We start from the raw sequence: 15,192 nt of genomic DNA on the forward strand, positions 1-15,192 counted from the left end.
CCGCGCTGCGGAGACCGCCCATGCCCGATGCTGTGCTCTTCCAGACCGATGGCCCGGTCTGCACCATCCTGCTCAACCGGCCCGAATGCCGCAACGCGGTGGACGGGCCGACTGCTGCCGCGCTGCTCAATGCGTTCGAGCGTTTCGAAGCCGATGACGCGCTGCGTGTTGCCGTGCTTGGCGGCACTGGCGGCCACTTCTGTGCCGGCGCCGACCTGACGGCCATCGGCGACCCTTCCAGACGCAATCATCTCGATCCTGACGGCGGCATGCCCGGCCCGATGGGCCCTTCGCGCATGGCGCTGTCCAAGCCGCTCATCGCTGCGGTAAGCGGCTATGCCGTGGCGGGCGGGCTGGAACTTGCGCTGTTGGCCGACCTGCGCGTCATGGAGCGCGACGCCGTATTCGGCGTGTTCTGCCGCCGCTGGGGTGTGCCCCTTATCGACGGCGGTACGGTGCGCTTGCCGCGCATCATCGGCATGGGCCGAGCGTTGGACATGATCCTGACCGGCCGCGCCGTGTCTGCCGATGAAGCGCTGGCCATGGGTCTCGCCAATCGAGTGGTCGAGCCCGGGGGCGCGCTCGCTGCCGCCCAACAGCTCGCGCGGGACATCGCCGCCTTTCCGCAGCAGTGCATGTTGGCCGACCGGGCATCGGTATATGCGCAATGGGATCTGCCGCTGGCCGACGCATTGCGGCAGGAGGGCGTGCGCGGCGTACCGGTCGTGTTTGCCGAAGGCGTTGCGGGCGCCGCGCGCTTTGCGGGTGGCGCGGGCCGGCATGGCCGAGCAGAGCCTCCCATGTGAGTGAGTGCACAAGGCAAAACGCCAACCGGCGCAAGCCGGTTGGCGCTTTTTTTTTTTTTGAGCCTTGCTGACGTTCAGGCCGTAGCGGTTTCGCCTTGGTCGGCCCTGCTGCCGGCATGCAGCACATTGGCATGCTTGGCGCGCAAGCGGCGCGTGGCTTCCACCATGCCTTGCAGTGCCGCTTCCACTTCCGGCCAGCCGCGCGTCTTCAGGCCGCAGTCGGGGTTGACCCACAGGCGTTGCACCGGCACAACCTGGGCGGCTTTGTCGAGCAACGCTTCCATTTCTTCCACACGCGGCACGCGGGGCGAGTGAATGTCGTACACGCCGGGGCCGATCTCGTTCGGGTACGCAAACTCGCCAAACGCGTCGAGCAGCTCCATGTTCGAGCGCGACGTTTCGATGGTGATCACGTCGGCATCCATCGACGCGATGGCCGGCAGGATGTCGTTGAACTCCGAGTAGCACATGTGCGTGTGGATCTGCGTGTCGTTGCGCACGCCCGAGGCTGAGACGCGGAACGCGCGCGCCGCCCATTCCAGGTAGCCCGGCACATCCGATGCGCGCAGCGGCAGCCCTTCGCGGAAGGCCGGCTCGTCGATCTGGATGGCGGCAATGCCGGCGGCTTCAAGGTCGCACACCTCGTCGCGCAGGGCCAGCGCGATCTGCAGCGCGGTCTGCTCGCGCGGCTGGTCGTCGCGCACGAACGACCATTGCAGCATCGTCACCGGGCCGGTCAGCATGCCCTTCATCGGTTTGGCCGTGAGGCTTTGCGCATACTTGCTCCATTCGACCGTCATCGGCTCGGGGCGATAGACGTCGCCATAGATGACGGGTGGCTTCACGCAGCGCGAGCCGTAGCTCTGCACCCAGCCGTTGGCTGTGAAGGCGTAGCCCCAGAGGAGCTCGCCGAAGTACTCGACCATGTCGTTGCGCTCGGCTTCGCCGTGCACGAGCATGTCGAGCCCCAGCGCTTCCTGGCGGCGCACGACGTCGGCAATCTCGGCGCGCATGCGTTCGAGGTAGTCCAGGGCGGGCAGTTCGCCGCGCTTGTGTTGCGCGCGTGCGTGGCGGATCTCCGGCGTCTGCGGGAACGAGCCGATCGTGGTGGTGGGCAGCAGCGGCAGCTTCAGGCGGGCCTGCTGGGCTTGAGCGCGAGCCGGGTAGGGTGCGCCGCGCTCGGCATCTTCGGGGCGGATGGCGGCCACGCGCTTCTTGACGCCGGCGTTGTGCACGCGGCGCGATTGGGCACGCGAGGCGATGGCGGCGCGGTTCTCGTCGAGCGCCGTCTGCACGGCCGCGGGCCCTTCAACCAGGGCGCGCTTGAGCACCGCCAGTTCATCCAGCTTCTGGCGCGCAAAGGCGAGCCAGCCCTTGAGCTCGTCGTCGAGCTTGGTTTCGGCCGACAGGTCGACCGGCACGTGCAGCAGCGAGCAGCTCGGGGCAATCCACAGGCGATCGCCAAACGCTTCGGCCAGCGGCGTCAGGCGCTCGAGCACGCGTGCGAGGTCGGTACGCCAGATGTTGCGGCCGTCCACCACGCCCACCGACAGGATCTTGTCGGCGGGCCACGGCGCGAAGCTGCCCAACTGTTCCGGTGCACGCACGAGGTCCAGGTGCACGCCGGCCACGGGCAGCGACTTGATGAGCGCAGCATGATGCGAAGCGGCTTCGAAGTACGTGGCGAGCAGCAGCTTGGGGCCATGGGCGGCGGCCAGCGCCTTGTATGCCGGGCCAAATGCTTCCACCCAGGCATTCGGCAGGTCCAGCACGAGCGCGGGTTCGTCGATCTGCACCCACTCCACGTTCAGTGCGGCCAGGCGCTTGAGCGCGGCCGTGTAGGCCTGCAGCAGTTGCGGCAGCAGCGCGAGCTTGTCGGTCAGGCCATTGCGCGCCTTGGCCAGATGCAGGAACGTCACCGGGCCGATCAGCGCGACCTTCACGCGATGGCCGGCGGCCTGCGCCTCACGCACTTCGTCGAACAGCCATTCGGTGCCGGAGCCCCATTGCCGATCAAGCAGGTCGGGCGTGAGTTCCGGCACGAGGTAGTGGTAGTTGGTATCGAACCACTTGGTCATTTCCATGGCCGCGTGGTCGGCATTGCCGCGTGCAAGCACGAACGATTGCGCCAGCGTCAGCTGTGCCGCGTCAAAGCCATAGCGCGTGGGAAGGGCGCCCAGCAGGGCCGCCGTCTGCAGCACCTGGTCGTACCAGGCGAAATCGCCCACGGTCACGTAGTCGAGGCCGGCGTCGCGCTGGGCAGCCCAGTGGCGCTCACGCAGCGCACGGCCGGTGGCGCGCAGGTCGTCTTCGGACGAAGCGCCTTTCCAGAACGATTCGAGCGCGAATTTCAGTTCGCGTTGCGCGCCGATGCGCGGGTAGCCGAGGGTGTGGATGGTCGTCATGTTGATCGCACAGAGAGGCAATGTGTTGCAGTCCTGCGATGATGGGCGACCCTCGATCATGAATCAAATGATATTATTTTCGGTATCTTTGAATAGGATTCATATTTTGAGGCGCCTCGGAACATGCTCGAAATCCGTCACCTCCGCACGCTGATCGCCCTGGCCGATGGCGGCTCTGTGTCGCGCGCAGCCGAGCGGCTGCATCTGACGCAATCGGCGCTGTCGCACCAGTTGCGCGCGCTGGAATCGCACTACGGGCTGCCGGTCGTGCGCCGCAAGGGCCAGACGGTCGAGCTGACCGAAGCCGGCGAGCGCCTGCTCGAACTCGCGCAAAAGGTCGTCGCCGACATCCAGACCGCCGAGCGCGACCTCGAGCGCATCAAGGGCCGGGCGGCCGGCACGCTGCGTATCGCGCTGGAATGCCACACGTGCTTCGACTGGCTGATGCCTGTGATGGACGCCTTCCGCCAGCGCTGGCCCGAGGTGGAGATGGATCTCGTCTCCGGCTTCCATACCGATCCGCTGGCGCTGCTCAAGGACGGCCGCGCCGACGTGGTCATCGGCTCCGATGCCAAGATGCGCCGGGGCGTGGTGTTCGCGCCGCTGTTCCGCTTCGAGATCCTGGCCGTGCTGCCGGTCGACCACCCGCTGCGCAACAGGAAATGGATGGAGGCGAAGGACTTTGCCGACCAGACGCTCATCACGTATCCCGTGCCGGAAGAGCGTATCGATCTGATCCGGCAGGTCCTGACGCCTGCCGGTATTGCGTTCAACCGCCGCACGGCGGAACTCACGATTGCCGTGCTGCAGCTCGTCGCGAGCCGCCGCGGGCTGGCCGCGCTGCCGAGCTGGGGCATCAAGAACTACGTCGATTACGAATACGTGATCGCCAAGCGTGTCGGCAAGGATGGCCTGTGGAGCGATCTCTACGCCGCCATGACGCGCGACTACGCGCAGGCGCCGTTTGCGCAGGACTTCATCGAGACGGCCAAGGCGATCTGCTTTGCGCAGTTGCCGGGGCTGATGCCGCTGGAGGCCTGATCAGGCACGCGCCTTCTGGGGCAGCCGCGGCAGCTTGCCCTGCAACCCCTCCTTGAGGAAATCCAGCAAATGCCGCGTCGCCAGCGTCCGATACCGGCTCGGCATCGCCAGCATGTACAGGCGGCTGCCGAAGACGCTGAACCGATAGCCGGGCAAGACGCGCTTGACGTGCCCGTCGCGCAAATCGTCGGCCGCGGCGTAGTAAGGCAGGATGCCCAGCCCGTTGCCGGCGCGCACGGCCGCTTGCAGGAACAGGTAGTTGTCTGACGAGACGCCCGGGTCCAGCGTGACGAGGGTGCGTTCCTCCCCCGCTTGCGCCGACAGCCGCAGCGGCTGCCCCACGGCCGGCGCGCTGACGATGGTGTGGCCGGCCAGCGCATCGAGCGTTTCCGGCACCCCGCGCGCGGCCAGGTAATCGGGCGCCGCGCACAGCACCCAGTCGACCTCGTCGAGCAGGGTGGCGACGAGCGACTCCGGCGGGTTCGACACGATGCGCAGCGCCACATCGACGTCTTCGCCGATCAGGTCGGATACACGGTTGTCGAACCGCACGTCGAGGCGGATGTCCGGATAGGCGCGCTTGAATGCCACCAGCAGCGGCGACACCAGCAGGTGCCCCAACCCCGTCGGAACCGACAGCCGCACGCTGCCCTGCAGCGATTTGCCGAGCGACGAGACCAGCGCGTCGGCCGCCGCCATTTCACGCAGGATGCTGCGTCCATGCTCATAGATGCCGGCGCCGACCTCCGTGGGCTCCACGCGGCGCGTCGTCCGGCGCAGCAATTGCACCCCGAGTGCGCGCTCGAATGCCTTGAGCCGGTGGCTGACGTTCGAGCGCGTGGTCTGCAGCCGCCGCGCCGCCGCCGACAGGTTGCCCGCGTCGACGATTTCCACGAACAGCTTGAGCGCGTTGAGGTCCATGTGGGGGCCGCAATTGGTGAAGGCGATTCGACATTCTGTTGATGCAAGCCAGGATTGTCAAAGCGTCGCAGCCCGGTAACATCACCCGCAACACCCCTATGGAGCCAAGCCACATGGCGCTCGACGACGAATCCTTCGGCCTGCTGCAGCAATCGGTGCAGCGCTTCATCCAGGAACGGCTCATGCCGGCGGAAAACATCCTCGAGGAAGAGGACGACGTGCCCGCTGACATCGTCGCCGACATGAAGGAAATGGGCCTGTTCGGCCTGTCCATTCCCGAGCAATACGGAGGCATCGGCCTGTCGATGGCGCAGGAATGCGAGGTCGGATACGACCTCGGGCATACGGCGCTGGCGTTCCGGTCAGTGTTCGGCACCAACGTGGGCATCGGCTCGCAGGGCATCCTGATGGACGGCACCGAGGCGCAGAAGGCCAGCTACCTGCCGCGCATCGCCAGTGGCGAGCTCATCATCTCGTTTGCGCTGACGGAGCCGAATGCAGGCTCGGACGCCGCATCGCTGCAGACGCGCGCCGTGCTCGAGGGCGACCACTATGTCATCAACGGCACCAAACGCTTCATCACCAACGCGCCGCGCGCAGGCGCCTTTACGCTGATGGCGCGCACTGGCGGCGAGGGTGCCGGCGGCATCTCCGCCTTCATCGTGCCGGCCGACACGCCGGGCATCACGCTCGGCAAGCCGGACAAGAAGATGGGTCAGCGCGGCACCAAGACGTGCGACGTGGTGCTCGACAACGTGCGCGTGCCGACGGCGAACATCATCGGCGGCGTGGCAGGGCAGGGCTTCAAGACGGCGATGAAGGTGCTCGATCGCGGGCGCCTGCATATCTCCTCGCTCGCATGCGGCATGGCGCATCGGCTCATTACCGATGCGGTGGCGTATGCCAAGGAGCGCAGGCAGTTCGGTCAGCCGATCGCCGATTTCCAGCTGATCCAGGCCATGCTGGCCGACAGCCAGGCCGAGCTGTATGCCGGCATGTCGATGGTGCGCGACTGCGCCCGCCGCTATGACGCCAAGCCCGTCGGCAAGCAAGACCACGAGGTGAGCATGCTGGCCTCCTGCACGAAGATGTTCTGCACCGAGATGGTGGGCCGCGTGGCAGACCGCGCGGTGCAGATCCACGGCGGCGCCGGCTACATTGCCGAATACAAGGCCGAGCGCTTCTACCGCGACGTGCGCCTGCTGCGCCTGTACGAAGGCACGACGCAGATCCAGCAGCTCATCATCGCCAAGCACCTGCTGCGCGATTAGGCTGGCCCTAAACACTCGCGCAAAGTTGGCTCTGTTTTGGGGCCACGCATGCGCGCACAATGGGGGGTTCGTCCGCTGCGCCGGACTTTACGGAGCCGCCATGTACGTCCCCGCCCACTTCGAAGAATCACGCACCGAAGCGCTGCATGCGCTGATCGCGCAGAACCCGTTCGGCTCGCTTGTCACGCACGGCAGGAACGGGCTCGATGCGAACCACCTCCCGTTTCTGCTGCTGCCCGAGGACGGGTCGCTCGGCACGCTGCATGCGCACGTGGCGCGCGCCAACCCGGTGTGGCAGGACGTGGCCGGCGGCGATGAAGTGCTCGTCATCTTCCGTGCGGGCGATGCGTATATCTCGCCGACGTGGTACCCGAGCAAGCACGAGGCGCACAGGCAGGTGCCGACGTGGAACTACCGCGTGGTGCACGCCCATGGCCGCATCACCGTGCGTGACGACGAGCGCTTTGTGCGCGGTGTGGTGGCGCGCCTGACGCGCACGCACGAGGCATCGCAGCCGACGCCGTGGAAGATGTCGGACGCCCCCGCCGACTACACCGATGCCCTGCTCAAGATGATCGTCGGCATCGAGATCGAGATCACGCGCCTCGACGGCAAGCTCAAGCTGAGCCAGAACAAGGAGACGCGCGACATGGCCGGCGCCGGCGAGGCACTCAAGGCCAGCGGCCAGCACGTGATGGGTGACGCGATGCTGGCCTGCGCCGCAGCCAAAACCAAGCAGGCAGAGGGCAACGGACCGTGAATCCGTTGCACAACCCAGCCTTACTTCGCGCCGCGCGCCGGCAGGATTTCGCCGCGCACCTCACCGAAGCCCACGCGGTAGCCATCGCCCTGGCACCAGCCGGTCATGATCACTTCGTCGCCGTCTTCCAGGAACGCGCGTTTGACGCCGTTGCCGAGTTCCAGCGGCTGCTTGCCGTTGAACGTCAGCTCCAGCAGGCTGCCGTAGGAATCCGGCGTCGTTCCGCTGATGGTGCCCGAGCCCATGAGGTCACCCACGCGCACGTTGCAGCCGGACACAGTGTGGTGTGCAAGCTGCTGCGCCATCGTCCAGTACATCGCGCGGAAGTTGGTGCGGGCGATCGTCGTGCGCTCGCCGCCGTGCGGGCGCAGCGCGGTTTCCAGCGCAATGTCGTAGGCGTTCGGCCGGCTTTGCCGCAGGTACTCCAGCGGCTCGGGCGATTGCGCCGGATTGGCCACGCGGAACGGCTCCAGCGCTTCCATCGTCACGATCCACGGCGAGATCGATGTGCCGAACCCCTTCGAGTTGAACGGGCCGAGTGGCACGTATTCCCATTGCTGGATGTCGCGCGCGCTCCAGTCGTTGAGCAGCACGACGCCGAACATGTAGTCCGGTGCGGCGTCCACGGAAACCGGCTCACCGAGCACGCTGGGCTTGCCGACCACAAACGCCATCTCTAGCTCGTAGTCCAGCTTGCGGCAGGCCGTGAAGATCGGGCGCGGCTCGTCGGGCAGCTTGATCTGGCCCATCGGGCGGTGCAGCGGTGTGCCGCTCACCACCACGGAGCTGGCGCGGCCGTTGTAGCCGATCGGGATTTCCAGCCAGTTGGGCAGCAGCGCGTTCTCGGGATCTCGGAACATGCGGCCGACGTTGGTGGCGTGTTCCTTGGACGAATAGAAATCGGTGTAGCCGGGGATGTCGATGGGCAGGTGCATCACGGCGTGCGCCTGCGGCACGAGCGCGCGAGCGTGCAGTGTGGCGTTGTCGCGCACGTGCGTGTCGGCCACGCTGAACAGCGCTTGCAGTTTCTTGCGCGTTTCTGCCCAGACGGGCTTGCCGAGTGCGATGAAGGCGTTGAGCGTGCCGGTGCGGAAGGTGCCGCGTGTGGTTGCGGGCAGCAGGCCGGCGTCGTCCAGCGCGCCGAGGTCGATCACGTGGTCGCCCAGGGCCACGCCTGCGCGCGGGGATGGGTTGTCCTTCGTGGAGAAGATGCCGAAGGGCAGGTTTTCCAGGGGGAAATGGGTGTCGGGGGTGTTGGCGGATTCTAGCCAGCTTAGGAGGCGGGTGGTCATGGTGGGGCGGTGGATTGTTTTGTGGGCGGTTTGTGTTGACGTTGCTGGTGCATCCCTTGTTTCACCCCCTGCCGGGGGCGACTCACTTTCTTTGTCTTGCCAAAGAAAGTAAGCAAAGAAAGGCGCGCCCGAGATGGCGAAAGACTCCTTTAATTTCCGTAACCGGGCGGAGAAGGACCGAAACTCGCTGCGCTCAGACAGCGGTCCTTCTTTTTTCCGCCCGCTTACGAAAATTCAAGGCGCCATCTAGGGCAAGGTACGGCCACACCTTCTGGATGCTCGCGTTGGCGCCAAGGCGAAGTTCTTAGGGCTTGGTCGGGTCGAAATGCTTTTTCAGGCCTTGCCAGCATTCGAAGTACTTGGCTTGCAGTTGCGCGGATTCCGCTGCGAAGCGCGTGGGGCGGATCACGGCTGGCGTTTCGAACATGAAGGCCATCGTTGCGTCGACCTTGTGCGGCTTGGTGGTGTCGCCGTTGCTGGCTTTTTCGAACGTGTCGGCGTCGGGGCCGTGGCCGCTCATGCAGTTGTGCAGGCTGGCGCCGCCGGGCACGAAGCCTTCGGCCTTGGCGTCGTACACGCCCTGAATCAGGCCCATGAATTCGCTGGCGACGTTGCGGTGGAACCAGGGCGGGCGGAATGTGTTTTCGGCGGCCAGCCAGCGCGGCGGGAAGATCACGAAGTCGATCGTGTCCACGCCTGGCGTGGCGGAGGGGCTCTGCAGCACCAGGAAGATCGACGGGTCCGGATGGTCGTAGCTGATCGAGCCGATGGTGTTGAACAGGCGCAGGTCGTACTTGTACGGCGCGAGGTTGCCGTGCCAGGCCACGACGTCCAGCGGCGAGTGGCCGATCTTCGCGGTCCACAGGCTGCCCTGGAATTTTGCGACGAGTTCGAAGTCGCCCTCGCGGTCTTCGTACCACGCGTGCGGGGTGAGGAAGTCGCGCGGGTTGGCCAGGCCGTTCGAGCCGATGACGCCGAGGTCGGGCAAGCGGAAGAGCGCGCCGAAGTTCTCGCAGATGTAGCCGCGCGCGTCGCCATCCGGCAGTTCGACGCGGAAGCGCACGCCGCGTGGGACGACCACAATCTCCAGCGGCTCGACATCGACCACGCCCATCTCCGTCAACAGGCGCAGGCGGCCTTGCTGCGGCACGATCAGCAGTTCGCCGTCGGCGTTGTAGAAGAAGCGGTCGGTCATGTCGGCGTTGGCGGCGTACAGGTGGATGCCGCAGCCGGTCTGTGCGTCCGGCCCGCCATTGCCGGCGAAGGTGACGATGCCGTCGATGAAGTCCGTGCCGGGCGCCGGTGCGGGCAGCGGATCCCAGCGCAACTGGTTCGGCGAGGGCGGCACCTCGTTGAAGTTGCTGTGCAGGCGCGCTTGCGCAACGGCTTCGAACGGCAGGTGCACGGCGGCCGGCCGGATGCGGTACAGCCACGAGCGGCGGTTGTGCGCGCGCGGCGCGGTGAACGCCGTGCCGGAAATCTGTTCCGCATACAGGCCATACGGCGCCTTCTGGGGGGAGTTCTGGCCGTGCGGCAGCGCGCCGGGCAGGGCTTCGGTGGCGAACTCGTTGCCGAAGCCGCTCTGGTAGGCGGGCCGGTCCAGCGACGCGGGGGTGAATGCGTTCTTGACCGTCGGGGCGAGCATATTCATGGTGAAGTCCTTGGAGAAAAAGTCAGGAGCGGTCTTCAGGGAAAGCGTAGTCGTTACCGGGCCATCAGGCGGGTTTGCCGGTTGTGCGACCTGAGGCAAAGCGGGCGGCGTCGGTGCCACTGGCGGCCAGCGTCAACGCCAGCACCATGCCGAAGGACACCAGCGCCGGCACCGCTGCCGCCTGGAACAGCGCCGGCCCGCTCCACTGCATGGCAATCAGTTGTCCGCCGATGACCGGGCCGATGACCGAGCCGATGCGCCCGACGCCCAGACTCCAGCCGATGCCGGTGGCGCGCAGTGTGGTCGGGTAATACGTGGCGGCCAGCGCATTCACGGCAGGCTGCCCGCCGACGATGCAGAAGCCGGCAATGAACACCACCGCCACCAGCATCGGCAGCGCCGCTGCCACGTGGCCGATCAGCGCCACGGTGGCGCAGGCGACGAGGAAGCACACGGCCAGCACGCGCACGAAGCCCAGGCGGTCGATCAGCCGGCCCAGCGTCAACGTGCCGATCACGCCGCCCACCTGCAGCGCGGTCGCCACCAGCACGGAGGTGTCGGTCGGATAGCCGGCATCCCGGATCAGCGTGGGCAGCCAGTTCGACAGGAAGTACAGGTCGATCAGGTTCATGAAGTTGATGACCCACAGCACGAGCGTGACCTTGGCGCGGCCTTCCGTGAACAGCGCGGAGACCGGCATGCCGCGCGCCGGTGCTTCCGGCACCACGAATTGTGTTTGCGCATCGACATGCAGCGTCGGATCAAGCTTGCCCAGCCAGCGTGCCAGCCGTCGATGGCGCGTTTGCGGATCGCCCTTGAGCGCCAGGTATTGCAGGGATTCGGGCAGCCACAGCACCATCATCACGGCAATGAGGAGCGGCACGAGGCCGCCCACCAGGAACACCGCCTGCCACCCGAAGCGCGACAGCAGCGCCGCGCTCACGAAGCCGCCCAGCGCCGCGCCCACGGTAAAGCCGCAAGACACCAGCATCATCCACGTCACGCGCGTGCGCGCGGGGCTGAACTCGCCGGCCAGCGCCATCGCATTCGGCATGATGCAGCCCAGGCCCAGGCCGGTGACGAAGCGCAGCACCAGCAGCGCCCGCACCGTTTCCACCTGCGTGGTGGCCAGCATGCAGGCGGCAAAAAAGAACGTGGCGACGATCAGCACCGGACGCCGGCCGAAGCGGTCGCCCAGCACGCCGAACACCAGCGAGCCGACCAGCATGCCGAAGAGGCCCGCGCCGAACACGGGCCCCAGGCTCGCCTTGGTGATGTTCCAGTCCTTGATGATGGCCGGCGCCACGTAGCCCATGGCCTGCACGTCAAAGCCGTCGATGATGAGGCACAGCCCGCAGATGGCGAGCAGCAGGATCTGGAAGCCGCCGACCTTGCCCTGGTCGATGAGGCGGGCAAGGTCGATCGAGGCTGACGATGCAGCGGGGGCAGGGCGCATGGTGGTCTCCGGTGGCGGCGGCGTCTGGCCGCTCTGTCGTTCTGGCTTGGGTCTGCCGTATTGTCCGGATTCGGTGAAAATTTGGAATATCAATGCGAGAATGCATACCATTGATAATCTGAATAATAAGGCCAGGCCATGCTGAACCTGCGGGATGTCGACCTGAACCTGCTGGTGCTGTTCCAGGAAATCCTGCGCGAGAAGCGCATTTCTGTCGTGGCGGAGCGGCTGGGCCTGTCGCAGCCGGCGGTGAGCAACGCGCTGGCGCGCCTGCGCCAGACGTTCGACGACGAGCTGTTTGTGCGCACCCCGCGCGGCATGATGCCGACCGCACTTGCCGAGCAACTCTCCGAACCGGTGGCGATGGCGCTGGACACGCTGCAGCGTGCCTTCGGCCAGCGCGCACATTTCGATGCCGCCACATCCACGCGCAGCTTCACCGTGGCCATGAGCGACGTCGGCGAGGTGTACTTCATGCCGGTGCTGGCGCAACTTTGTGCGGAGCAGGCGCCCGGCGTGCGCATCCACACCGTGCGCGCGGGCGGGTTCGACATGAAGGCAGAGATGGAGGCCGGCGCCATCGACCTGGCCATCGGCGCGTTCGATGACCTGTCGGGCGAGAGCGTGTTCCAGCGCCGGCTGTTTCAGCAGGATTACGTGACGATGTTCCGGCGCGGCCACGCGCTGGCAGATGGGGCACTGACGCTCGAACGCTTTCGCGCCGCATCGCACCTCGTGGTGGCGAGCTCGGCCAGCCCGTACAACGCCATCGGGCCGCTGCTCGACAAGGCGGGGATCACACAATCGGCGCGCTTTTCGGTGCCGCACTTCGTGGCGGTGCCGTACATCATCAGCACGACCGATCTCGTGGTGACGGTGCCGCGCAAGTTGGCCGAGCGGGCAGCGCCGCCGTTCGGGCTGGAATTTGCAGCGCCGCCGCTCAAGCTGCCGGCGCTGCAGACCAACGTGTTCTGGCACCGGCGCTTTCATCAGGACGCCGGCAACCAGTGGCTGCGCAACCTCGTCGCGCAGCGCTTTGCCGAGCTGGACGGCTGATCCTTACGGTGCGGCGACGGTGCGCTGCAGCTGCTCGCCGAGGCCGGCGATGCCCAATCGCATGGTCTGCCCGGGCTTGAGATAGACCGGGTTCGGCTTGATGCCCAGCCCCACGCCCGGCGGCGTGCCCGTCGAGATGACGTCGCCCGGCTGCAGGCTCATGCAGCGGCTCAGATACGCGACCAGCTTCGCCACGCCAAACACCATCGTCCGCGTGTTGCCGTTCTGGTAGCGGTGGCCGTCCACCTCGAGCCACAGGTCCAGCGCCTGCGGGTCGGGCACCTCGTCGCGCGTGACCAGCCACGGCCCAAGCGGGCCGAACGTGTCGAAGCCCTTGCCCTTGTCCCACTGGCCGCCGCGCTCGAGCTGCCATTCGCGCTCGGAAATGTCGTTGACGATGCAGTAGCCCGCCACGTAATCGAGCGCGTTGGCCTCGTCGATGTACTTGGCCGGCTTGCCGATCACCACGCCGAGTTCGACTTCCCAGTCGGTCTTGACCGAGCCGCGCGGGATTTCGATGTCGTCGTTCGGGCCGCAGATGGCGCTGGTCCATTTGTTGAAGACGACGGGCTCGGTGGGGACGGCCAGGCCGGATTCCGCGGCGTGGTCGGCATAGTTCAGGCCGATGCAGACGAACTTGCCGACGCGCCCGACGCACGGGCCGATGCGCGGCTGCCCGCCGACCGCCGGCAGTGTCGATGGATCAACGTCGCGCAGCCTGGCGAGCGACGCATCCGACAGCACGTGGCCGGCAATGTCGTCGACGATGCCCGACAGATCGCGAATGGTGCCCGAGGCATCGAGCAGGCCCGGTTTCTCTTCGCCCGGCGGGCCGAAGCGCAGCAGTTTCATGGAAAGACTCGGAGTTGTGGTGGGAAGAAATCAGTTGGACCAGCCGCCGTCGATCAGGTGAACCTGGCCAGTGGTGAAGGCGGCTTCGTCCGAAGCGAGGTAGGCGGCCAGCGCGGCAATCTCCTCTGGCTGCCCGAGGCGCCCCATCGGCTGGCGCGCAACGAACGCGGCTTCCACTTCAGCACGCGGCCTGCCTTGCGCGCGCGCCTGTTCGTCGATGCGCTGCGTCAGGGATGGCGATACGACGGTGCCCGGACAGATCGCGTTGCAGCGGATGCCGCGCGCCACAAAATCTGCGGCCACCGATTTGGTCAGCCCGATCACGGCCGCCTTCGATGCGCCGTACACGAAGCGGTTCGGCACGCCCTTGATGCTCGAGGCCGCGGATGACATGTTGATGATGCTGCCGCCGCCATGCTCGAGCATGGCAGGCAGGAACGCGCGAATCGTCCGATACATCGACTTGACGTTGAGGTCGAACGAGAAATCCCACGCCTGCTCGTCGCATTCGAGCACCGAGCCGGCGTGTACGAAGCCCGCGCAATTGAAGAGGATGTCGATGCCGCCAAGCTCGGCAGCGAGCGCATTGACCTGCCCGGTATCGCGCACGTCGAGGCGGTGGACCTCGAACGGCACATCGTTCAATGTATCGATGCGCAGGTCGGTGGCGATCACGCGCGCACCTTCGCGGGCAAAGCGCTCGGCGCAGGCGCGGCCGATGCCCTGCGCCTCGCGCTTTCACATCATGGACGGCGTCAAGGCGAGCCTGAAGCGCCTGCAGCTCGACCACATCGATCTCTACCAGATCCACGGCTTCGATCCGGCCACGCCCATCGAGGAGACCGTGCGTGCGCTCGACACGCTCGTGCAGCACGGGCACGTGCGCTACGTGGGCGTATCGAACTGGGCCGCATGGCAGATCGTCAAGGCGTTGGGCATTGCCGAGCGCCTCGGTTGCGCGCGCTTCGAAAGCCTGCAGGCCTACTACACGATCGCCGGCCGCGACCTCGAGCGCGAACTCGTGCCGATGCTCAAGAGCGAAGGGCTGGGGCTGATGGTGTGGAGCCCGCTGGCCGGCGGCCTGCTCAGCGGCAAGTACACGCGCGAACAGCATGGCGAACAGGACAGCCGCCGCAACAAGTTCGACTTCCCGCCCGTGGACCAGGCGCGGGCGTATACCTGTATCGACGCGATGCGTGTCATGGCCCGTGCGCGCGGTGTGTCCGTGGCGCAGATCGCCTTGGCGTGGCTGCTGCACCAGCGCGTGGTGACGAGCGTGATCGTCGGTGCCAAGAAGGTCGATCAGCTTGACGACAACATCGCCGCGACCCAGGTGGAACTGACAACGGAAGAATTGGCGCAGCTCGATGAGGTCAGCAGGCTGCCCGCCGAGTACCCGGGCTGGATGCTGGAGCGCCAGGGTGAGTATCGCCGTGGTCAGCTCGCCGGGACGCGGCAGGGCGGGTGCTAATCCGCTGCGCCCGCCGGCAGGGCCAGTCGCGCAGCCGCCAGCGCCTCCCGCAGCACCGCCATGTCGCCGATATGGTTCGCGAGCAGCAGGATCAGCTGCGCGTTGAGCATCGCGCTCTGCGCGTCGCTCAGCCCGCGGTGCGTGTCGATCAGCGCCTCATAGAAGTCGTCCGGGCGCGGCAGGTTGGGCTGGGTGTTCAACGGCATGGCG

The 15,192-nt window shown here is 66.6% G+C and carries 13 protein-coding genes and 1 pseudogene; 6 read left to right on the forward strand and 8 right to left on the reverse strand.

Features of this window, described 5'->3' with window-relative positions:
* Positions 1-20: 20 nt before the first annotated feature.
* Positions 21-806 (forward strand): crotonase/enoyl-CoA hydratase family protein, encoded by a 786-nt coding sequence (locus tag KHN96_RS04790; RefSeq protein ID WP_062738165.1) that lies wholly within the window; start codon positions 21-23, stop codon positions 804-806.
* Positions 807-880: 74 nt separating this feature from the next.
* Here KHN96_RS04790 and metE read toward each other — a convergent pair whose 3' ends face one another.
* Positions 881-3,211, reverse strand: a complete 2,331-nt coding sequence (gene metE / locus KHN96_RS04795; protein ID WP_045218441.1) for a 5-methyltetrahydropteroyltriglutamate--homocysteine S-methyltransferase — start codon at positions 3,209-3,211, stop codon at positions 881-883.
* 123 nt (positions 3,212-3,334) lie between these two features.
* Between metE and KHN96_RS04800 the strand changes: the two genes are divergently transcribed.
* On the forward strand, positions 3,335-4,252 hold the full coding sequence (locus tag KHN96_RS04800) for a LysR family transcriptional regulator (RefSeq protein WP_062738166.1): 918 nt from the start codon (positions 3,335-3,337) through the stop codon (positions 4,250-4,252).
* Here the strand turns inward: KHN96_RS04800 and KHN96_RS04805 are convergent, their stop codons facing one another.
* Positions 4,253-5,173: a LysR family transcriptional regulator gene (locus tag KHN96_RS04805; protein WP_045218438.1), complete on the reverse strand. Its 921-nt coding sequence runs from the start codon at positions 5,171-5,173 to the stop codon at positions 4,253-4,255.
* A gap of 113 nt (positions 5,174-5,286) precedes the next feature.
* Between KHN96_RS04805 and KHN96_RS04810 the strand changes: the two genes are divergently transcribed.
* Both KHN96_RS04810 and KHN96_RS04815 read left to right on the forward strand, forming a co-directional pair.
* Entirely contained in the window at positions 5,287-6,444 is a 1,158-nt protein-coding gene (locus KHN96_RS04810; protein ID WP_062738167.1) for an acyl-CoA dehydrogenase family protein, read from the forward strand.
* A 100-nt stretch (positions 6,445-6,544) separates the two neighbouring features.
* Entirely contained in the window at positions 6,545-7,204 is a 660-nt protein-coding gene (locus KHN96_RS04815) for an FMN-binding negative transcriptional regulator (RefSeq protein WP_062738168.1), read from the forward strand.
* A 20-nt stretch (positions 7,205-7,224) separates the two neighbouring features.
* Here the strand turns inward: KHN96_RS04815 and fahA are convergent, their stop codons facing one another.
* The 3 genes from fahA to KHN96_RS04830 form a co-directional block, all read right to left on the reverse strand.
* A complete protein-coding gene (gene fahA / locus KHN96_RS04820) occupies positions 7,225-8,496 on the reverse strand; it encodes a fumarylacetoacetase (RefSeq protein WP_062738169.1) in 1,272 nt (423 codons plus the stop codon).
* A 304-nt stretch (positions 8,497-8,800) separates the two neighbouring features.
* A complete protein-coding gene (gene hmgA / locus KHN96_RS04825; RefSeq protein ID WP_045218429.1) occupies positions 8,801-10,147 on the reverse strand; it encodes a homogentisate 1,2-dioxygenase in 1,347 nt (448 codons plus the stop codon).
* A 64-nt stretch (positions 10,148-10,211) separates the two neighbouring features.
* The gene (locus KHN96_RS04830) at positions 10,212-11,603 is read right to left on the reverse strand and encodes an MFS transporter (protein ID WP_062738170.1); all 1,392 of its coding nucleotides are present in this window, start codon (positions 11,601-11,603) and stop codon (positions 10,212-10,214) included.
* A gap of 138 nt (positions 11,604-11,741) precedes the next feature.
* Between KHN96_RS04830 and KHN96_RS04835 the strand changes: the two genes are divergently transcribed.
* Positions 11,742-12,659: a LysR family transcriptional regulator gene (locus KHN96_RS04835; protein WP_045218425.1), complete on the forward strand. Its 918-nt coding sequence runs from the start codon at positions 11,742-11,744 to the stop codon at positions 12,657-12,659.
* A 3-nt stretch (positions 12,660-12,662) separates the two neighbouring features.
* On the opposite strand, the gene KHN96_RS04840 is transcribed toward KHN96_RS04835, so the two are convergent.
* Positions 12,663-13,511 carry an ureidoglycolate lyase gene (locus tag KHN96_RS04840; protein ID WP_062738171.1) on the reverse strand — a complete coding sequence of 283 codons (849 nt, stop codon included), beginning with the start codon at positions 13,509-13,511 and terminating at the stop codon, positions 12,663-12,665.
* 30 nt (positions 13,512-13,541) lie between these two features.
* The gene (locus KHN96_RS04845) at positions 13,542-14,231 is read right to left on the reverse strand and encodes an SDR family oxidoreductase (RefSeq protein ID WP_082062869.1); all 690 of its coding nucleotides are present in this window, start codon (positions 14,229-14,231) and stop codon (positions 13,542-13,544) included.
* Positions 14,232-14,238: 7 nt separating this feature from the next.
* Here KHN96_RS04845 and KHN96_RS04850 point away from each other — a divergent pair.
* A pseudogene (locus KHN96_RS04850) lies at positions 14,239-14,982 on the forward strand (aldo/keto reductase); the annotation flags it as partial.
* Here KHN96_RS04850 and KHN96_RS04855 read toward each other — a convergent pair.
* Positions 14,979-15,188: a DUF2783 domain-containing protein gene (locus KHN96_RS04855; protein ID WP_062738173.1), complete on the reverse strand. Its 210-nt coding sequence runs from the start codon at positions 15,186-15,188 to the stop codon at positions 14,979-14,981. The pseudogene KHN96_RS04850 and the gene KHN96_RS04855 sit on opposite strands and share 4 nt — an antisense overlap.
* Positions 15,189-15,192: the final 4 nt, after the last annotated feature.

Origin of the sequence: Ralstonia mannitolilytica, assembly GCF_905397375.1 — a bacterium.
GTDB lineage: Bacteria > Pseudomonadota > Gammaproteobacteria > Burkholderiales > Burkholderiaceae > Ralstonia > Ralstonia mannitolilytica.